This window comes from Modestobacter sp. SYSU DS0875 (assembly GCF_054050915.1).
The window spans coordinates 17,545-37,436 of sequence record NZ_JBJHAH010000030.1 but is presented as its reverse complement, the minus strand read 5'-3'; the positions used below and the strand labels follow the sequence as shown (position 1 = coordinate 37,436).

The 19,892-nt window shown below is 74.9% G+C and carries 17 protein-coding genes; 8 read left to right on the top strand and 9 right to left on the bottom strand.

Annotation, left to right across the window (positions count from 1 at the left end; genetic code table 11):
- Positions 1-29 precede the first annotated feature (29 nt).
- The 4 genes from ACI79Y_RS16155 (at position 30) to galE (ending at position 3,405) form a co-directional block, all read left to right on the top strand.
- Positions 30-839: a CoA transferase subunit A gene (locus ACI79Y_RS16155; protein WP_457138929.1), complete on the top strand. Its 810-nt coding sequence runs from the start codon at positions 30-32 to the stop codon at positions 837-839.
- A gap of 2 nt (positions 840-841) precedes the next feature.
- Positions 842-1,510: a CoA transferase subunit B gene (locus ACI79Y_RS16150; protein ID WP_457159464.1), complete on the top strand. Its 669-nt coding sequence runs from the start codon at positions 842-844 to the stop codon at positions 1,508-1,510.
- Positions 1,511-1,586: 76 nt separating this feature from the next.
- A complete protein-coding gene (locus tag ACI79Y_RS16145; RefSeq protein ID WP_457159463.1) occupies positions 1,587-2,408 on the top strand; it encodes a DUF1028 domain-containing protein in 822 nt (273 codons plus the stop codon).
- A 40-nt stretch (positions 2,409-2,448) separates the two neighbouring features.
- Positions 2,449-3,405, top strand: a complete 957-nt coding sequence (galE, locus tag ACI79Y_RS16140) for a UDP-glucose 4-epimerase GalE (protein ID WP_457159462.1) — start codon at positions 2,449-2,451, stop codon at positions 3,403-3,405.
- Here the strand turns inward: galE and ACI79Y_RS16135 are convergent.
- A complete protein-coding gene (locus ACI79Y_RS16135; protein ID WP_457159461.1) occupies positions 3,352-3,795 on the bottom strand; it encodes a DUF2304 family protein in 444 nt (147 codons plus the stop codon). The two genes, galE and ACI79Y_RS16135, sit on opposite strands and share 54 nt — an antisense overlap.
- Before the next feature lie 13 nt (positions 3,796-3,808).
- Complete coding sequence (locus tag ACI79Y_RS16130; protein WP_457159460.1) at positions 3,809-4,507, bottom strand: glycosyltransferase family 2 protein; 699 nt, start codon at positions 4,505-4,507, stop codon at positions 3,809-3,811.
- A gap of 46 nt (positions 4,508-4,553) precedes the next feature.
- Here ACI79Y_RS16130 and ACI79Y_RS16125 point away from each other — a divergent pair, with 46 nt between their 5' ends.
- Positions 4,554-5,627, top strand: coding sequence for a hypothetical protein (locus ACI79Y_RS16125; protein WP_457159459.1), 1,074 nt, complete (start codon positions 4,554-4,556; stop codon positions 5,625-5,627).
- 15 nt (positions 5,628-5,642) lie between these two features.
- Here the strand turns inward: ACI79Y_RS16125 and ACI79Y_RS16120 are convergent, their stop codons facing one another.
- The 6 genes from ACI79Y_RS16120 to pseB form a co-directional block, all read right to left on the bottom strand.
- Positions 5,643-7,085, bottom strand: coding sequence for a lipopolysaccharide biosynthesis protein (locus tag ACI79Y_RS16120; protein ID WP_457159458.1), 1,443 nt, complete (start codon positions 7,083-7,085; stop codon positions 5,643-5,645).
- Positions 7,086-7,125: 40 nt separating this feature from the next.
- Complete coding sequence (locus tag ACI79Y_RS16115; protein ID WP_457159457.1) at positions 7,126-7,887, bottom strand: cytidylyltransferase domain-containing protein; 762 nt, start codon at positions 7,885-7,887, stop codon at positions 7,126-7,128.
- Positions 7,884-8,906 carry a glycosyltransferase gene (locus ACI79Y_RS16110; RefSeq protein WP_457159456.1) on the bottom strand — a complete coding sequence of 341 codons (1,023 nt, stop codon included), beginning with the start codon at positions 8,904-8,906 and terminating at the stop codon, positions 7,884-7,886. Before ACI79Y_RS16110 ends, ACI79Y_RS16115 begins: the two co-directional genes overlap by 4 nt.
- A gap of 1 nt (position 8,907) precedes the next feature.
- Positions 8,908-9,972 carry an N-acetylneuraminate synthase family protein gene (locus ACI79Y_RS16105; RefSeq protein ID WP_457159455.1) on the bottom strand — a complete coding sequence of 355 codons (1,065 nt, stop codon included), beginning with the start codon at positions 9,970-9,972 and terminating at the stop codon, positions 8,908-8,910.
- A 1-nt stretch (position 9,973) separates the two neighbouring features.
- Positions 9,974-10,924, bottom strand: a complete 951-nt coding sequence (locus tag ACI79Y_RS16100; protein WP_457159454.1) for an SDR family oxidoreductase — start codon at positions 10,922-10,924, stop codon at positions 9,974-9,976.
- A gap of 75 nt (positions 10,925-10,999) precedes the next feature.
- Positions 11,000-11,983 (bottom strand): UDP-N-acetylglucosamine 4,6-dehydratase (inverting), encoded by a 984-nt coding sequence (pseB, locus tag ACI79Y_RS16095; RefSeq protein ID WP_457159453.1) that lies wholly within the window; start codon positions 11,981-11,983, stop codon positions 11,000-11,002.
- A gap of 547 nt (positions 11,984-12,530) precedes the next feature.
- Between pseB and ACI79Y_RS16090 the strand changes: the two genes are divergently transcribed.
- From ACI79Y_RS16090 to ACI79Y_RS16080, 3 genes are all read left to right on the top strand, one after another.
- Positions 12,531-14,558: a DUF6541 family protein gene (locus ACI79Y_RS16090; RefSeq protein ID WP_457159452.1), complete on the top strand. Its 2,028-nt coding sequence runs from the start codon at positions 12,531-12,533 to the stop codon at positions 14,556-14,558.
- Between the two features lie 429 nt (positions 14,559-14,987).
- The gene (locus ACI79Y_RS16085) at positions 14,988-17,027 is read left to right on the top strand and encodes a DUF6541 family protein (RefSeq protein WP_457159451.1); all 2,040 of its coding nucleotides are present in this window, start codon (positions 14,988-14,990) and stop codon (positions 17,025-17,027) included.
- Positions 17,028-17,088: 61 nt separating this feature from the next.
- On the top strand, positions 17,089-18,672 hold the full coding sequence (locus ACI79Y_RS16080; protein WP_457159450.1) for a DUF6541 family protein: 1,584 nt from the start codon (positions 17,089-17,091) through the stop codon (positions 18,670-18,672).
- A 41-nt stretch (positions 18,673-18,713) separates the two neighbouring features.
- Here the strand turns inward: ACI79Y_RS16080 and ACI79Y_RS16075 are convergent, their stop codons facing one another.
- Positions 18,714-19,868: an acyl-CoA dehydrogenase family protein gene (locus ACI79Y_RS16075; protein WP_457159449.1), complete on the bottom strand. Its 1,155-nt coding sequence runs from the start codon at positions 19,866-19,868 to the stop codon at positions 18,714-18,716.
- Positions 19,869-19,892 lie beyond the last annotated feature (24 nt).

Here is a 19,892-nt window from a genome sequence, read left to right as displayed (position 1 = left end):
CCAGCCGACGAAGGACGGTGGTCAGCCGCATGGACAAGGTCGTCCCCAGCGCACGTGAGGCCGTTGCCGACATCCCCTCCGGCGCCACCCTGGCGGTGGGCGGGTTCGGCCTCTGCGGAGTGCCGTTCGCGCTGATCGGCGCCCTGCTCGAGCAGGGCGCCGACCGGTTGACGACGATCAGCAACAACTGCGGCGTCGACGACCAGGCGCTGGGCGTGCTGCTCTACGCCGGCCGGATCGCCAAGACGATCAGCTCCTTCGTCGGCGGCAACAAGGAGCTGGCCCGGCTCTACCTCTCCGGGCAGCTGGAGGTCGAGCTGACCCCGCAGGGCTCGCTCGCCGAGCGGCTGCGCGCCGGCGGCACCGGCATCCCGGCCTTCTACACGCCCACCGGGGTGGGCACGCTGGTCGCCGACGGCGGCATCCCGGTGCGCTACGACGCCGACGGCAACGTCGTCGCGACGAGCCCGCCGAAGGAGACCCGCCGGTTCGGGGACACCGACTACGTGCTGGAGACGGCGCTGACCGCCGACTTCGCCCTGGTCCGCGCCGCGGTGGGCGATCGGCACGGGAACCTGGTGTTCCGCGAGTCGGCGCGCAACTTCAACCCGCTGGCCGGGATGGCCGGCCGGGTGACGATCGCCGAGGTCGAGCGGCTCGTCGAGCCCGGGCAGATCCCGCCGGAGGCGGTCCACCTGCCGGGCGTCTTCGTCCAGCGGGTGGTCGCCGTCGACCCGGCCGACCCGGCCGCGGCCAAGAAGATCGAGAAGCGCACCACCCGCCCCCGTCCGAGCGCGGCGACCCCCGCGGCTGCCGGCACCGAGACCACGGAGGCCTGACCATGGCGCTCACCCGCGACCAGCTCGCCGCCCGCGTCGCCGCCGACCTGCGCGACGGGCAGTACGTCAACCTGGGCATCGGCATGCCCACCCTGGTGCCCAACCACGTGCCCGACGGCGTGCACGTGGTGCTGCAGAGCGAGAACGGGGTCCTCGGCGTGGGCCCCTACCCCTTCCCGGGCGAGGAGGACGCCGACCTGATCAACGCCGGCAAGGAGACGGTCACCGTCCTGCCCGGCGCCAGCTACTTCGACTCCGCGCTGTCCTTCGGCATGATCCGCGGCCACCACGTCGACGTCGCCGTCCTGGGTGCCATGCAGGTCAGCGCCGCCGGCGACCTGGCCAACTGGCTCATCCCCGGCAAGATGGTCAACGGCATGGGCGGCGCGATGGACCTGGTCCACGGAGCACGTGAGGTGATCGTGATGATGGAGCACACCGCCCGCGACGGGTCGGCGAAGATCGTCGCCGAGTGCTCGCTGCCGCTCACCGGCAAGGCGTGCGTCGACCGCATCGTCACCGACCTCGCTGTCATCGACGTCACCCCCACCGGGCTGGTGCTCCGCGAGACCGCCCCCGGGGTCACCGCCGCCGACGTCGTGGCCACCACCGGCGCACCGCTGGAGGTCCCCGCCGACGTGCCGGTGATGTCGCTGCCGGCGGGCGTGTGAGAAAGGCCCCCCACGCGTCGCACGCTCGGCGCCGACCCCTGCAGCGAGGCCGCGACCGGGGCAGGGACGAGCGCCGGTGACCTTCTCCGTCATCGCCCGGGACCCGGGCACCGGGGACCTGGGCATCGCGGTCTCCTCCTGCATCCTCGCCGTCGGCCGCGCCGTCCCGACCGTGCGGCCCGGGGTCGGGGTGGTGGCCGTGCAGGCCCGCAGCCGGCGCGGGCTGGGCACCTCGCTGATGGCCGGCCTGGCGGCGGGCACCTCCCCCCAGGACCTGGTGCGGCACGCCTCGCACGCCGCCGAGGACGTCGACCGGCAGATCGCGGTGCTCGACGCCGGCGGCCAGGTCGCCGCCGACACCGGGCGCGGGTCGCTGCCGGCCAGCGGGCACCTGCTCGGCGACGGCTTCAGCGTGCAGGGCAACATGCTCACCTCGCCCGACGTGCTGCCGGCGATGTCGGCCGCCTTCGGCTCCGCCGGCGGCCCGCTCGCCGACCGGCTGCTGGCCGCGCTGACCGCGGGTCAGGACGCCGGCGGCGACCTGCGCGGCCGGCAGTCCGCCGCCCTGCTGGTGGTCGGCGGCGAGCCGGCCACCGAGGACGACGACGGCGTCCGGATCGACCTGCGGGTCGACGACTCCGGCGACCCGGTGGCCCAGCTGCGGATGCTCCGCAACCTGCAGCGCGCCTACGACGAGCGGGACTACGAGACCCTGGCCGTCTTCGCGCCGGAGGGCGCCCGCGACCTGTACGCCGCGCTGGCCGCCTCCCGCCGGGGCGACCGGGCCGCCGCACGCAGCGCCCTGGAGGCCGTGCGCACCCGACCGGGCTGGGCGACCTGGCTGGCCTCGATGGCCGGCGACGCGCGGCTGTCGGCGGTCTCCCGGCTCCTGGACTGAGATCCCGCCCGGCGCACCACCCGTCGCCTAAGCTCACCCGGTGAGCTGGCTGGTCACTGGTGGCGCGGGGTACATCGGACTGCACGTCGTGCGTGCACTGACCGCCCGCGGGCACGAGGTCGTGGTGCTCGACGACCTGTCGACCGGGCGGGACCACCTGGTCGACGTGCCCCTGGTCCGCGGCAGCGTGCACGACCGCGACCTGCTGGAGCGGGTCCTGCTGGAGCACCGGGTCCGCGGCGTCGTGCACATGGCCGCCAAGAAGCAGGTCGCCGAGAGCGTGGCGCTGCCCCTGCACTACTACCAGGAGAACGTCACCGGGCTGCTCACGCTGCTGGAGGCGATGCGCGCCCGCGAGGTCGACCTGCTCGTCTTCTCCTCCTCCGCGGCCGTGTACGGCATGCCCGACGTCGACCAGGTGACCGAGGAGACGCCCACCGTGCCGTTGTCCCCCTACGGGGAGACGAAGCTGATCGGCGAGTGGATGACCCGGGCGGCGGCGAACGCCCACGGCCTGCGGTACGCGCTCCTGCGGTACTTCAACGTGGCGGGCGCGGCCGAACCCGCGCTGACCGACGTGGCGGTCACCAACCTGATCCCGATGGTGTTCGAGCGGCTCTCGTCCGGGCGCGCCCCGCTGCTGTTCGGCGGCGACCACCCCACCCCGGACGGCAGCTGCATCCGTGACTTCATCCACGTCGCCGACCTCGCGCAGGCGCACGTCGCCGCGTTGGAGCACCTGGACGCCGGCGGTCCCGACCTGCTGCTCAACGTCGGCACGGGAACCGGTGCGAGCGTGCGGGAGGTGCTGGACGTGATCGGGTCGGTGACCGGTCTGCCGACCGAGCCGGAGGTGCTGCCGCGGCGGGCCGGTGACGCCCCCCGGGTGGTGGCGTCGGACGCCACCATCCGCGCCGCCCTCGGGTGGCGCGCGGAACGGGACCTACGCGAGATGGTCTCCAGCGCCTGGCTCGGCTGGCGCGGACGCCCGGCGTGACGCGGAGGGGCGGTACCCGCCCTCGGCCTCGCCCGGGGCACCGGGCAGCAGCGCGGCCAGCTCACCCGGCGCGGGCACCTCGTCGAGGGCGATCCGCCGCGACAGCTTGGTGAAGCGGTGCTCCAGGTCCCGGAAGCGCATGTAGGACGTCGTGATGAAACCCAGGAGCACCATGATCGTGCCGTAGAGCAGCAGATCGGTGCCGCGGCCGACCCCGACGACGTCGGCCAGCTCGTTCCAGATGTCGGGCACCACGACCGAGGTGACGGCGAAGGCGCCGAAGCCGAGCAGCGCCAGCCGGCGGATCGCCTGGTGGCGTGCGCCGGAGCGGCGGAGGAGGGCCGCGGCGAGCACGACGATCCCGGCGAGCAGGACGATCTGGATCAGCACCGGCCGGCACCCCTCACTTGAAGAACATCTCGGTGACGATGTTGACCGAGTTCAGCATCGACTGGCCCTTGGAGCGGGAGTACTCGGTGTAGAGGATGTGCACGGGGTGCTCCACGTAGCGGAACCCGCCGCTGCCGATCTGCTCGACGATCTCGGACGCGTGGGCCATCCGGTTCTGCTTGATCTCCAGCCGCTCCGCCACCCGCCTGCTCAGGGCGCGCAGCCCATTGTGCGCGTCGGTCAGCCGGACCCGGGTGGTGGAGTTGGTGTAGACGACTGCCGCCCGCAGGAGGGCGCGCTTGGCCCAGCTCGGCTGGGTGCGGTCGTCGAGGAACCGGGAGCCGAAGACGACGTCCGCCTCCCCGGCAACCAGCCGGTCGACCATGGCGACGGCATCGGCCACCCGGTGCTGCCCGTCCGCGTCGAACGTGACCACGTGGCGCATCCCGGGGTCGCGCAGCGCGTACTCGATCCCGGTCTGCAGCGAGGCCCCCTGCCCGAGGTTCACCGGGTGCTGGACCACCACCGCACCGGCCGAGCGGGCCACCTCTGCCGAGCCGTCGCTGGACCCGTCGTCGACGCAGACGACCCAGGAGAACTCGGTGCGCAGCTCACGGACCACCTCGCCGATGACCGTCGCCTCGTTGAACAACGGGATGACGACCCACGTGTCCGGCCGGGCAGCACGCAACGGCGTCGTCGAGTCACTCACAGCCTGCCGAGGGTAACCCGACACAGGTCGTAGAGTCCGTATCGACATGGAGTCACAGAATCACTACTACGGGCACAGCTCCGCTCTGGCGGCGTACTGCGGCCTGCCACGTCCCCGCCACATCGCCGGCCTGGTCCAGCACGGCTGGGCCTCGGTCAGCCCGGTCGGGACCCACTTCCGGGACTTCCCGTCCCTGTCGACCGCCGGGGGCCGCGGCTGGCCGACCGGCCGACGGCGGCTGTTCGTCTGGAGCCACCAGTCGCGTGCCTGGTCGCCGGACGGGCAGGTCGAGACCGTGCCGATCGGCGCACCGTGGCTGTACCTGACCGCGGTCGCCGACGCCGGCGAGCGCCCACCGCAACGGCGCCCCGAGGACCGCACCGTGATCATGCCGGTGCACGGCATCGAGACGCAGCGGATCCGGGGCGACCACGCCGAGGTGGCCCGGCACTGGGCCGAGGTCGAGGGCCCGGCCACCGTCTGCCTGTACGCCGCGGACGCCCGTGACCCGGAGATCCTCACCGCCTACCGCGGCGCGGGCCACCGCTGCGTCGTCCTCGGGTCGCGGATGGACCCGGCGTTCCTCGGCCGCTTGTGGACCATGCTGGCCCGCGCCGACCGGGTGGTCTCCAACCGGCTGTCCACACCCGTCCTGTACGCGGCCCAGCTGGGGCGGGACGTCGCGGTCTACGGCGACCCGCTGCACCTGGACGGGGAGGACACCTCCGCCTACGACCGGGTCCGCAAGCTGTGGCCGGAGCTGCACGGGCAGCACCTGGAGGCCGGCGTCGTCCGGCCGCTGGCTGCCGACGAGCTGGGCGCGGCGCACCTGCGGTCACCCCAGGAGCTGCGCGCCGTGCTCGGCTGGACGGGGCCGGGAGGACCGGGCCCGTTCCTGGACTACTGGGCACTGGCCCCGCTGAACCGGACCGTCCTGAACGTGACCCGCCGGCGCAGCGCGACCGCCGCCGCCACGGCCGCGCCCGCCCCCGCGCAGCAGGGGCTCTCCACCCGCGAGTGGTTCGTGGGGGCGCTCAGCTACCTGCCCCGGCGTCTGCCGCGAACGGTGCCCGTCCCCCACCAGGAGCCGATGCCGGTCGACGAGGTCGTCCGCGGCTAGGGACCTCGGCTGCCCCTAGCCGCGGGCAGCCCGCAGGAAGACCAGGACCGTGCCCACGCCCACTCCGGTGCAGGCGGCGGCGCGGACCCAGAGCCAGGGCCCGTCGGTCGGGAGCAGCCCCCCGGCGAGCGTGGCACCGAGGGCGAGGGTCCAGGCGGGCAGCAGCACGGGAGGCCGCCACGGGGTCGCGGAGACCCGCCGCTGCAGCAGCGTCGTGAACAGGGCCAGGCACAGGTAGCTGACCGGGTAGCCGAGCGCCACCCCGACCAGGCCGGCCCGGTCCGCTGCCGTCGCGGCCACCACCAGCCCGGCCACCACGCTCAGCGGCGTGGTGACGACCAGCCCGAGCGTCCGCCCCGACGCGAAGACCAGGTGCGCACTGGCCAGGTAGAGGACGGACGGGACGGCGGCGGCGGTCACCAGGGCCAGCGGGAGGACGAGGCTGGTGCGCTCGTAGCCGGCCGGGGCCACCACCGCCAGCAGCCACGGCCCGGCCAGCGCGATGGCGCCGGAGACGCCGGCCGCCAGCAGCGCGATGCGCCGGCTGCTGTGGTCCAGCAGCGCGGGCCGGTCAGCGGGAGCAGCCCGGTAGACCGCCGGGGCCCAGGCGTTGTTCAGCGCGGCGATGAGCACCGTCGCACCCACGCCGAGGGTGAGGACGACGCTGGTCCGGCCGCTGTCCACCCGGCCCAACTGGTGCTGCGCGACGAGCACCAGGCCGCCCACCGCCACGTACAGCGCGATCTGGTGCGGCAGGGTCGGCAGACCGATCCCGAGAGCCCGCCGGACGGCGCGGAGGCCCAGGTCGGGGCGGCCGGACCGGACCACCAGGACGAGCGCGGCCACCGCCGCGGCCAGCTGTCCGGCGGCCAGGCCGATCGCGTAGTCCGCGGGCGTCGGGACGGTGACCACCAGCAGCACCAGCCCGGTCACCGGCCCTGCCAGGTTGGCGACCAGGGCGAGCAGGACGAAGGCCCGGACCCGGTCGGCGCCGCGCAGCAGCGACTGGCCGAGGATCACGACGCTGCCAGCCGCCGCCGCCACGCAGGCCCACGGCACGGCCGGGCTCCAGGGGACACCGAGGACCGGGCCCGACCAGAGCCGACTCGTGCCGGCGGCCACCGCACCGAGGGCGACCGCCAGCCACGTCCCGTGCAGGACGGCTCCCTGGGCGCGTGCCGGTCCGGCCGCGTCCAGGATGTAGCTGCGGGTGATGGCGGCCCCGAGCCCGAGCCCGAGCACGATCAGGCCGACCTGGACGACGACGAGACACACCGCCACGACGGCGTACTCACGGGCCGGCAGCAGCCGGGTCACGAAGGGCAGCACGACCGTTCCCGCGACAGCCGGGGCGGCCGTGGCGAGCGTGTACCAGGAACCCCGCCCCAGGAGCTGACGGGTGGCGTCCGCGGCCTGGCGCTCCCCCGGCCCGCCCGCCGGGGCCGCGGTCCCCGTCACCGGGCCGGTCCCCGCCGCGGCCGCGGGGCCGGTCCGCGGCCTAGGCCCGCTCGTCGACGTCTCCGGCGGTGCGCTGACCGATCCCGGCGTTGAGCCGGGCCAGCTCCGGGTGCTGCTGCCACGTCGCCAGCAGCTCACGCCACCCCGTGCCCAGGTCCGCACCGGCGACCTCGACCAGCGCACGGACGGCCGCGAGGTCCTCCGGGGTGTCGACCGTCCACCGGACCGATCCCGCCGGCACCTCGGCGTCCACGACCCGGACGTCGAAGCGGCCGGGTTCCTCGTAGAGGTAGGGCATCACATGCTCACGGTGGTGCCGCTCCCGGCCCGTCTCCCACGCCGACCGCAGCGCCTCGATGGTCGCGACCTCCACGTCCAGACCCAGTGGCCAGGTGCGTGGGTGCGGTGGAGGGAGCCGGTTCGCGGTGAAGTCACGCCCCTCCTCGAGGTGGACGGCGACCACGCGGTCGACCACCTCGGGGTCGACCAGCGGGCAGTCACCGGTCACCCGGACCACGTGGTCGGCCCGGTGGGCCTCCGCCGCCGCGAGGAAGCGGTCCAGCACGTCGTCGAGCGACCCCCGGCTGACGGGGTGCCCCTGCTCCCGGCAGTGCGCGGCGAGGACGTCGTCGGTCGGCCGGTCGGAGGTGGCGACGACGACCTCGGAGACGCTCCCCGCCCGCCCGGTCCGCCGCACCGCCCAGTCGATCACCCGGAGCTCCCCCAGCGGCTCCAGCACCTTGCCCGGCAGCCGCTGGGAGCTCATCCGCGCCTGCACCACGGCCACCACCCGACCGGTCACGCCGCGCCCGCCATCGCCCGGTCGACCGCCGCGCTGAACACGGCCCTGTTGCGTCGCCAGTCACCCTGGTCCAGGACCACCGCTCGCCGTCGTGCCACCGCGTCGGCCGCGGAGGGGCCCGCGGCCACGGCGACCAGCGCCGCCGCCAGCGCCTCGGGGTCCCCGTCGCGGAAGACCCTGCCCCGCACCTCGTCGGTCACCCACTCCCGGTTGCTCGGCAGGTCGGTCACGACCGCCGGGACCCCGCACGCCAGCGCCTCCAGCAGGGACAGGGAGGAGCCGTCGCTGTGCGCGGCGCTCGCGTAGACGTCGCTGCTCCGCAGCCAGTCGCGCAGCGCCACCGGGGGCAGCACCCCGAGCTCGACGACGGCGCCCCCCAGGTCGAGAGCGGCGACCTGGCCGCGCAGGGCCGGGGCGAGTGAACCGCTCCCGCCCCAGGCCAGCACCAGCCGGGGATCCCGGGACCGCGCGCGGGCGAACCCCTCGAGCAGGACGTCGACACCGTAGGGCGGCTCCCACGCGCGCGTCGACAGCACGACGACGTCCTCCGCGTTGAAGCCGGCCCGCTCGCGGAGTCCGGGCACCGCCGGCCCCGGGGAGAACAGCTCCACGTCGATGCCCCACGGCGCCACCGAGATGCCCGCAGGGTCGGCGCCGAGCGCGGCCGTCCGGCGGGCCATGTCCGCACAGTCGACGTGCACGCCCGCGGCGCGTGGGAGTGCACGCCGGACGGCTGCCCCGACGTCGGGGTCGTCGGTCTCCAGCAACACGTCGAACCCCCAGCACATCGCCAGGGTCGGCGCCACGTCCGCCTCGATCGCCACCGGCAGCGCGTCGCTGAGCGGGCCGGCGACCACGAGGTCGGGGGCCGCACCGGCGGCGCGCCTCCGGAGCAGCTCCGCGGTGACGCCGTCGGCGAGGTGCCAGGCGGTGACCGTGTGACCGGCCTCGCTCAGCACCGAGGTCCACCGCTGGTCGTGCCGACCGGTCGCCCGGGAGAGGTACCAGACCCGTGCCATGTCAGTCGACGTCGGACCAGGTGATCTCCTGGCCGGCCACCAGCGCACGGCGCACGGGCCGGCCGGTGATCGCCGCGAGGTCCTCGGGGAGGAGCGCACCGGGCGTGGCCGGTCGCAGGACGTCCACGGTCTCCGCGTCGAGGACGTCGCCCACGGCCAGGTCACGGGCTGCCCGCAGGCAGCGGCGCTGCAGCACGACCGTCTCGGTCTCGTTCGCCGCCACCCGCTTGTCCCCGCTGCCCAGCGCCCGCTCCAGCTCCCGGGAGGCGTCGACCATGTGCCGCCACGTGGTCGGGTCCATCGAGAAGCCGTGGTCGGGGCCGGTGCGGGACCGGTCGTCGGTGAAGTGCTTCTCCACGACCCGGGCACCGAGGGCGATCGCCCCGAGCACCGACGCGTGCCCGTCGGTGTGGTCGGACAGACCCAGCACGACCTGCGGGAACATGGCCCGGTAGGTCTGCAGCACCCGCAGGTGCAGGTGGTCGTAGTTCTCCGCGCTCCCGGTGTAGTTGGTGTTGCACTGCATCAGGCACAGCGCGGGGTTGATCGCCAGGGCGGCGTGGACGGCGTCCTGGACCTCACCGATGTCGGAGGCTCCCGTGGCCAGCAGCACCGGCTTGCCCTTAGCGGCGATGCGCCGGATCGACTCGAGCCAGGTGATGTCGCCCGAGCCGACCTTGAAGGCGGGCACGTGCGGGTCGAGCAGGTCGATCGCCTCGAAGTCGTACGGGGTCGACATGTAGTCGACCCCCACCGCGGCGCACGTCGCCCGCAGCTCGTCGGTCCAGGCATCGGGGATGGAGGCGCTCTGGTAGACCTCGACCACGGACTTGTCCCAGCTGGCCTGGTGAGACGCCTTGCCACCCAGGTTCCGGAACCCGTGGTCGGAGACGATCTTCTCCGCGCTGAAGTTCTGGAACTTGGCCGCGTCGGCGCCGGCCTCGGCGCACAGCTCGATCAGCCGCTTGGCCCGGTCCAGGTCACCGTCGTGGTTCGCGGCGATGTCGGCGATGAAGTAGGTCGGGTGGTCGTCGCCGATCACCCGATCGCCAATGCGGAAGTCCATGTCAGTGCCCCTCGTCGACGATCTGCGGTTGCTGCGGGACGGTCTGCGCACGCAGCAGGTCGGGATACCCGGTGGCGAGGTCGGTGCGCATGCGCGCCAGGCCCTCCTCCACCGAGGGAACGGCGCGCCCCAGTTCGGCCGCGAGCCGCCCGCTGTCCAGCGACAGCCGGGGGCTCCGCACCGTGCGGGCGGGGTCGTCGTCCGAGCGGCTCGCCAGGACCAGGTCGGGGTCGAACCCGAAGACGCGGGCGACCTGCCGCCCGAACTCGTACTTGGTCACCGGTTCCCGGGCCCCCACGTGGCGGACCCCCGACACGCCTGCCGCGGCGGCGGCGACCAGGAGGTCACCCAGGTCACGGCTGTAGAGCGGGGTGAACTCGCTGTCGGTGAAGCCGCGGACGGTGCGCCCAGCGCTCAGCGCCCCGTGGAAGAACTCGGCGAGACTGCGCGTGCCCGACGCGCTCCAGCCGTAGAAGTTGACCCGGGCCACGAGGGCTCCCGGCAGCCGCTCCAGGCACGCTCCCTCACCCGCCAGCTTGCTGCGCGCGTACACGTTCCGCGGCCCCGGGCGGTCGTCCTCGGTGTAGTGCCCGCGGACGCCGTCGAAGACCGCGTCCGTCGACACGTGCACCAGGCGGCTCCCGTGGTCGGCGCAGAGACCCGCGACCAGCCCGGGTGCCACGGCGTTCTCCGCCCACGCCCGGTCCGGGTCGCGCTCGCACTCGTCCACCGAGGCCAGCGCCGCGGTGTGCACGACGAGGTCGGGGCGGGCGGTGCGCCAGATCGCGGCCAGCGCCGCCTCGTCCCGGATGTCGGCCCGGACGCTGGTGATCCGCGGGTCGTGGAGCTGCCGGGTACGGGTCAGCGCCGTGACCTGGTGCTGGTCCGCCAGGTCCGAGCAGAGCACCTGGCCCAGCAGGCCGGTGGCGCCGGTGATCAGGATGCGGCTCACGTCGTCGGCTCCGAGTCGGCAGGTCGTGGGCGGGCACGGTGGCGGCAGGCGGGGACGCCCCCCGCCACCGGCGCCTCAGGCGAAGCGGTCAGCCAGGTCACGCAGCTGCTCGACGTCCAGCCACAGGTCGTTGATGTCCGACCGGTAGGTGAAACCGTCCTCGACCGGGACGCCGTCGGACGGCGGCTCGTATCCCCAGCCCGCGACGTAGGGCATGATCACGTACCGGTCGCCGACCAGGACGGTCCGCCGCGAGTCGTCCGGCGCGATCATCTCCTCGTGCAGCTTCTCCCCCGGCCGGATGCCGATCTCGTGGGTCGCTGCCCCCGGCGCGACGGCCTCGGCCAGGTCCGTCACCCGCATGCTCGGGATGCGGGGCACGTAGATCTCCCCGCCCTGCATCGTGTCGAAGGAGTCGACCACGAACTGCACCGCCTGGGGCAGGGTGATCCAGAACCGGGTCATCCGCTGGTCGGTGATGGGCAGGGACTGCCCCCGGGCGGCCAGGTCACGGAACACCGGGATCACGCTGCCGCGACTGCCCATCACGTTGCCGTAGCGGACCACCGCGAAGCGGGTGCGGTGGTGGGCGGCGTAGTGGTTGCCGCTGACGAACATCCGGTCCGCGCACAGCTTGGTGGCGCCGTACAGGTTGATCGGGCTGGAGGCCTTGTCCGTGGAGAGGGCCACGACCTTGTCGACCCCCGCGTCGATGGCCGCCTCGATCACGTTCTGCGAGCCGTTGACGTTGGTCTGCACGAACTCGAACGGGTTGTACTCCGCGGTGTCGACCTGCTTCAGCGCAGCGGCGTGGACCACGTGGTCGACCCCGTGCATGGCCCGGGTGAGCCGGGCCCGGTCGCGGATGTCACCGATGAAGAACCGCAGCCGCGGGTCGTCGTCGAAGAGGCGGCGGACCTCGTGCTGCTTGAGCTCGTCCCGGCTGAAGACCACCACCCGGCGGGGGTCCTCGTGGTCCAGGACGTAGCGCAGGAAGGCCTTGCCGAAGGACCCGGTGCCCCCGGTCACCAGGATCGAGGAACCCTCGAGGACGGACATCAACCACTCCTATTCGAGCCGGGCACACCATGGGACGGCGGTCCGCCGTCCCATGACGCAGCATCCTGACACGGGGCCACCGGCCCCCAGGTCGGGCTCCGGCGCCGCCGGGGGGAAGCCGCACACGAGGGCTCCTGCCCGCCGCGTCGCCGACCACTCTGCCATCCGTGGCGCTCCGTGCGCCCGAGACCACCTGGATCGCGGCAACGGGTGGGACCGCTGGGCCGGGAGGTGCTGTCGAGCCCCCCGGGGCGGTCGGCGGGTGGGCCGCGGTCGCGACCTCGTCGGAGCGCCGGGCCGGCGCCTCGGTGTGCGAGGCTTGGCCCGGCGCTGACGCGCCCGCCTCCGCGTCTGCCGGTCGCCCGGGAGACGTGCCGGCGCCGGCCGACCGCACGGTCGGCCGGCAGTGGGCACCACGGGGGCGCGGGACCACGGACACCAGGAGACCGCAGCGCGTGCGCACGTGCCGAAGGGGGTCCGCCGCGAGCCTCGGCGACCACCAGCCCTGCCCTGCCCCCGCTGACCCCGGCACCCACCCGGTCGCCGCATGAGCACGTGGGGTCCCGCCGTCCCGTACTGGCTGATGGCGCTACTGCTGGTGTTCGGGCCCGGCGGCGCCGTGCTGGCCGCCTCGGGGGCACCCTGGCGGCGGGCGGTGCTCTTCGCCCCCGGCCCCTCGGTCGGTCTGGTGGCGACCACCGCGGTCCTGGCCGACCTCGTGGGCGTCCGGTTCGGGATCCCGGTGGTCCTGGCGGCCACCGCCGGGGCGGCACTGGTCGGCGCCGTCCTCGCCCGCGCCGTCGGCCGGATCCGGGGAGCGGGCGTCGTGCCCCCGCTGGCCCCCACCGCGACCTCCCTCCCACCGCACCAGCGGTCCAGGTCCCCCCGTGACTACGCGCTGCCGCTGGCCTGGCTGCTCGCCGCGGTGCTGCTGACCCGCCGGATCGCCGGCGCGGTGGGCGCACCGGAGCGCATCTCGCAGACCCTCGACGCGGTCCACCACCTGAACACCACCCGGCACGTCCTCGCGACCGGCCAGGGATCCTCGCTCCAGCTGGCGGGCTGGGACACCGGCAGCGGCGGTTTCCAGCCCTCCGCCTGGCACGACCTCGCCGCGCTGGTGGCGGTCGGCGGGGACGTGCCGGTCGCCACCCAGGCGCTGGCGCTCGTCGTGGGTGCGGTCGTCTGGCCGCTGTCGGTGCTGCTGGTGGTGCGCCAGCTGGTCGGCCCGAGCTGGGCCGCCCTGCTCGGCGTGGGGGCGCTCCTGCCGGCGGTCGGGCTCTTCCCGGCCTGGGTGCTGGAGCACGGGGTCTCCTACGACCTCCTGCTCGGCCTCGCCCTGGTGCCCTCCCTGGTCGCGATCGTCGGCATGGTCGTCCGGCCCGCCCTGCCACGCCCGGCCGCGCACCTGGTCCACCTGCTGATCGCCGCGACCGCCGCGGTCCTGGCCCTGCTGTTCGCCCACCCCGGCGCCCTCCTGTCCGGCGCGCTGATCGTGGCCCCGCTGCTGCTGGCCGCGGCCGGGTCGTCGACGCGCCGCCGCTGGGCGGTCGGTCGGCGGGTCTCCGCGGTGGGGATCGCGCTGGCCGTGGTCCTGCTCGCCTGCCTGGTGGCGGTCTGGGTCGACCGCGCCCCGGGGGGCGAACCGATGCCGCTGGTCGACCTGCCCCCCACCGGTACGCCGGCCGAGGCCGTCGGCGCGTGGCTGACGATGTCGCCGTCCAGCCGGCTGGCACCGTGGGCGGTCGCCCTGCTGGCCCTGGTCGGGATCGCCGTGGCGGCCGGCCACCGCGGGTTGCGCTGGCTGGTCGCCGCCCACGTCCTCAGCGCGCTCCCCTACGTGCTCGCCGCCGGGGTCGACGCGGAGCTGGCGCAGCGGCTCACCGGGCTCTGGGGCAACGACCCGGCCTGGCTCGCCGCCGTCCTGCCCGTCACCGGTTTGCCGTTGGCCGGGGTCGCGCTCGCCTGGCTGGCGCGCTTCCCCCGCCGCGCCCTGCTGGCCACCGCCGATCGCATCCCACGGCGGGCCGCTCCCTGGGTCGTGCCGGTCGGCGGCAGCCTGTTGGTGACCGCCCTGCTCCTCGCATCCGCCGGTGGTGACACCGGAGAGCGGTACGACGCGCTGGCGGCGACGTACCGGGTGCCTGCCCAGCCGGTGGACGGCACGCTCCTGACCGCCGACGAGCGCGAGCTGCTGGAACAGCTGCCGCAGCTGCTGCCCGCGGGCGCCCGCGTCGCGGCGAACCCGTGGGACGGCTCCGGGTTCGCCTACGCGGTGGCCGGCGTGCCGGTGCTGGTCGCCCGGCTGGACGCCCACCCCAGCGGGGACGCCGCGGTGGTCGCCCAGCGCCTCGACCGGGTCGACTCCGACCCCGAGGTCTGCGCCGCCCTCGACGAGCTCGGCATCCGGTACGCCCTGGAGTTCGGGCCGCCGACGGAGACCGACCCACGGGCGCTGGCCTACCCGGGACTGACCGGGCTGTCGTCCGCCCCCGGGGTCGAGCTCGTCGACGATGTCGGCCGTGCCCGGCTGTACGAGGTCACCGCCTGCGGCGACCTGCCCCCGCGCGGCTGAGCCCGTCGATCCCGCACCCGGCCGCGGCGGATCCGGCTCGTCGTGCACGCCCCCCGGCGCACTGCGCTCGCGGCCGACCTCGTGGTGGCCGAGGTGCTCGAGGTGACCGTGGGGTGACCACGCCCCCGGCGGTCGGCGTGGCAGCGCTTCGCCCCGGGTGGCCCAGGTGCCGTGTGAGACGCTGACGGCGGTGCCACGGCACCCACTCCGGCCGAGCACCTGGGCGTTCCAGCAGCGCCCTGCGCGCACGAGCTCCGCCCACCCGGCCCCCGACGGGGCAGTCCAGCACGAATCCCATCCGGCCCCCGGGCCGGCGGAATCCGGGAGACCGAAGCACGTGTGCACGACCGAGCCGGGAACGGCGGTTCCCAGCGTCACCAGCCCCCCGTCGCGGTGCCGACCGTCGGGAACCACTGATCGGCGCGCCGCGTGAGCGCCTGGGCTCCCGCCGTCCCGCACATGGTGATGGCCCTGGTGCTCCTGTTCGCGCCGGGCACCGTCGTGCTCGTCGCCGGAGGGGCAGCCCCCGGACGCGCTCTGCTGTTCGCACCGGGGCCGTCGGTCGGCATCGTCGCGACGACGGCCGTCGCGGCGGGGCTGCTCGGCCGCGACTTCGGCCTGCCGGCGGTGGTCGTGAGCACGGCGGCGGTGGCCGCACTGACCGCGCTGACCGCGTGGGGGGTGCGCTGGTCGACCCGGCGTCGAGCCGACCGGCCGGCGTCCGCCCCGTCCGGACCCAGGACCACCTCCCGTCCGGCACCGTCGCCGCGGGCCCTCCTGCTGCCGGGGGCCGTGCTCCTCGCGAGCCTCTGGCTCGCCTACCGGCTCGCCTCGGCCCTGGGCGGGCCCGACCGGGTGTCCCAGACGTTCGATGCCGTGTTCCACCTCAACACGACCCGGTACGTCCTCGACAGCGGCGAGGGCTCCTCGCTCCGGCTGGCCGGGTGGGGGACGGGGGACGGGGGCTTCTACCCCGCTGCCTGGCACGACCTGGCGGCGCTGGTGGCCTTCGACGGGGACGTCGTCTCCGCCACCCAGGCCCTCGGGCTCGTGGTCGCCGCCGCCGTGTGGCCGGTCTCGATGCTCACGCTCGTGCGGCAGCTGGTCGGCCCGCGGCCGAGTGCCGTGCTGGGCGTCGCGGTGATCATCCCCAGCATCGGGTTGTTCCCGGCGCGCATGCTCGACTTCGGCGTCCTCTACCCGTTCCTGCTGGGCATCTCCTTCATGCCGGCCGTCGTCGCGCTGGTCCACATGGGCCTCATCCCGGCGGGCGACGGCGCGGGAGGGCGACCGGCGTACGCGCTCCGGGGACCCGCGCTGGCCGCCGCCGCGGGCCTGGGCGCCGTCGGGCTGGTCCTGGCCCACCCCGGGGTGCTGCTGTCCTGCCTGCTGATCGTCCTGCCCCTCCTCCTCGCCCGCGCCGGCCGGACCGTCCGGGACGGCTGGTCGGCGGGGCGGCGCACACTCACCGCACTCGCGGTCGTCGTCGCCGTGGCCGTCGTGACGGTGGCCGTCCTCGCCGTGGACCGGTCGTCCGTGCTGGCCGCCATGCGGATGAGCGACTGGCCCGCCCGCGTCACCCCCAGCCAGGCGGTGGGCTCGTGGCTCACGATGTCCCCCCTCGGTCGGTCGATCCCGTGGGTGGCGGCCGGCCTGGCGATCCTGGGCATCGGCGTGGCCGCACGGCGGCGGGGCCTGCGCTGGCTCGTCGTCGCACACGCTCTCAGCGCGGTGCCGTTCGTCTTCGCGACCTCGGTCGACTCCGAGCTCAGCCAACGGCTGACCGGCTTCTGGTACAACGACTCGGCCCGACTGGCCGTGCTGATCCCGGTGACCGCGCTCCCGCTGGCGGCGATCGCCCTGTCCTGGCTCGCCGACCGCGTGCGCCCGGCGGCCACGGCCGCCCTCGCTGCCCGTCCCGGGTGGCCGGGTCACCAGGGGCGCCTCGTCGCCGTCGGACTGCTGCTGCTCGGCTGCCTGGGCGTCTCCGCCGCCGACAGCAGTTCGGCCGATCTGTACGCGGGGCTCGCCAAGAAGTACGACTACCCCACCGACCCGCTGCGCGGGACCCTCCTGACCGCCGACGAGATGGCGCTGCTCGAGCGGCTGCCCTCGACCGTGCCGGAGGGCACCCGCGTCGCCTCGAACCCCTGGGACGGCTCGGGGCTGGCCTATGCCGTCGCCGGCGTGCCGGTCCTCGTCCCGCAGCTCGGCGCCCGTCCGGCCGGCCAGCAGGCGGTCGTCGCGGAGGGGTTGAGGAACGCGAGCACCGACCCGGACGTGTGCCGGGCCCTCGCCGACCTGGACATCGGCTACGCCCTCGACTTCGGCGCCCCGCTCTGGCGGGACGGACGCTTCCTCTCCTACCCGGGGCTGACCGGGCTGACCCACTCCGACGCCGTCCGGCTCGTGGACCACGAGGGTCGTGCCCGGCTGTACGAGGTGACGGCATGCCGGGACCGGCCCTGACGGGCGCCCCGCGGCATCTCCGCTCCCGCACGCTGCGCACCTGCAACCCGGAGGACCCCTCGTGAGCTGGCTGACCGTCGTCCTGGCCCTGGTGTCGGTCGCCCTGACGACGTTCGGCCCGGGGGCCGCTGCGCTGTACGTCCTGGGTGTGCGGGGGCTGCCCCTGGCCGCGCTGGCGCCCGCGGTCAGCACGGCGGTGCTGGTCCTGGGCGCCGTCGGCGCGGGTCTGGTCAGACTCTCCTGGTCGTGGCCCGCGGCGCTGATGAGCACCGTCGCGGCCATCGCGGTGGCGGCCCTGCTCCGTCGCCTGCTCGGGGCGCCCGAGCACCTCCGGACCCCCCGGGGCACCGGGCGGGACCACGTCGTCGCCTGGGGGACCACGGCGCTCGCCCTCCTGCTCACCGCGATCCCCATGCGGGCGGGAACGGGTGGTCTGACCCGCGGCCCGATCACCCCGGACGCGTTCACGCACCACGAGCTGCTGCGCCACATCGCCGCCACCGGCGAGGCCTCCGCGCTCGTCCTCAGCCGCGGTCCGGGGGTCGATGCCGGGCGCCTGCCGCCCAACCCCGCCGGCTGGCACGACGTCGTCTCCGTCGGCATGCAGCTCAGCGGCGCGGACGCGCTCCTCGCCGCGAACGCCAGCTCCCTGGTGCTGGCCGGCCTGGTGGTGCCGCTGGGCACGGCCTACTGCTGCGCCGTGCTGCTCCCCCGGTGGCGGTGGGCCGCGCCGTCCGGGCTGCTGGCCGGCACCGCCTTCGTGAGCCTGCCGACCCTGGTGGTCACGTTCGGCACCCTGTGGCCCTTCGCCTGGGCGACGAGCATGCTGCCTGCCCTGCTCGGCGCGCTGCTCCGGCTGCTGCGCGGGCGCACTCTCCGGCTCAGCGACAGCGCCGTGGCCCTCGTCGCCGTGGCCGGCGCCGCCGTGGGCCACCCGACCGCACTGGCCTCCCTGGTCCTGCTGGGGACCCCTCTCGCGCTGGGTGCCGCCACGGTCCGCTGGCGCCGGCGGTGGCGGAACGGCGAGACCCGCCGGACCGCGGCCGAGGTGGCCGGCACGGCAGCGCTGGGGACGGCCGCCGCGATCGCACTGGTGTACGTGACGGCCGGCCGGCCTCCTGGGGCGCCCCCGGCGATGCCGGCTGCCCAGGCGGTCGGTGAGGCGATCTTCGACACCCCGCTCAGCGAGGCCGCGTTCGGAGTGCGGTCACCGTCCTGGTTGCTGGGCGCCCTGGTGGTCCTCGGTGCCTTCGCCGCCGCGCGGAGGGCAGGGCTGCGGCCGTGGTTGCTGTCCTGGCTGGTGGCCGTGTTCGCCTACGTCGTCGCGGCCAGCGCGCTGTCGGAGGACCCGTGGCGCCGTGCGATCACCTCGTGGTGGTACGACGACCCCCTGCGGGTCTCCGCCCTGGTCGCGGTGGCCGGCGCCCCCCTGACCGTCATCGCCGTGCACTCCGCGGTGGAGCTGGTCGCTGCCCGGACCAGCGGCACCCGCAGCCCGGCCTCCCGCGACCTCTGGCTGGGCGGGGCCGCGGTCGTCGTCCTGGCGCTCGTCTCCCTGAGCACGGCGTCCATCCGCGAGCAGCGGGTCGCCCACGACTACGCCCCCTGGCTCGCCGAGGAGGAGGAGTCGGGTACGACCGCGTGACCGGGCCGGTCGTACCCGGCCTGCGGCGAGCCGGCGGCGGCCTACCGCAGCAGGCTCCGTGCGATCACCATGCGCTGGACCTGGTTGGTGCCCTCGTAGATCTGGGTGATCTTGGCGTCGCGCATCATCCGCTCGACCGGGAAGTCCTGGGTGTAGCCCGCGCCGCCGAAGAGCTGGACGGCGTCGGTGGTCACCTGCATCGCGACGTCGGAGGCGAACGCCTTGGCCGCGGCGGACACCCGGGTGACGTCGGGACGGCCGGCGTCCCCGGCGGCCGCGGCGACGTAGACCAGGTGCCGGGCGGCCTGCACCTTCATGTCCATGTCGGCGAGCATGAACTGCACGCCCTGGAAGTCCGCGACCGCCGAGCCGAACTGGCGGCGCTCCTTGGTGTAGGCGACCGCGGCGTCCAGCGCGCCCTGCGCGACGCCGACGGCCTGGGCGCCGATGGTCGGCCGGGTGACGTCCAGGGTGCGCAGCGCGGTCTTGAAGCCGGTGCCGGGCTCCCCGACGACGCGGTCGGCCGGGATGGCGCAGTCGGTGAAGTACAGCTCGCAGGTGGGCGACCCCTTGATGCCCATCTTCTTCTCCTTGGGCCCCACGGCGAAGCCCGGGTCGTCGCGGTGCACGACGAACGCGGAGATGCCGTTGGCCCCCTTCTCCGGGTCGGTCACCGCCATGACGGTGAACCACTCGGAGACGCTGGCGTTGGTGATCCACGCCTTGGTGCCGTTGAGCACCCAGCTGTCGCCCTCGCGCCGGGCGCGGGTGCGCATCGCGGCGGCGTCGGAGCCGGCCTCCCGCTCGGACAGGCCGTAGCTGATCATCGCGTCACCGGCGGCGATCGACGGCAGCACCTGCCGCTTGAGCTCATCGGACGCGGACAGGAGGACCGGCACCGAGCCGAGCTTGTTGACCGCGGGGATCAGCGAGGCGCTGACGTCGACCCGGGCCACCTCCTCGATGACGATGCAGGTGGCGATCGCGTCGGCGCCCTCGCCCCCGTACTCCTCCGGGAGGTGCGTGGCGTGGAAGCCGGCCGCGGTGAGCGCCTTCTGCGCCTCCACCGGGTAGCGGGACTCGGCGTCCACCTCGGCGGCGAACGGCGCGATCTCGCGCTCGGCGATCTCCCGGACGGCTTCCCGGATGGCCTCGTGCTCGTCGGTGAGCGCGTACGGCCCAGCGTTGTTACCCACGAGTAGAGAGTAGGGCCGGCGGGC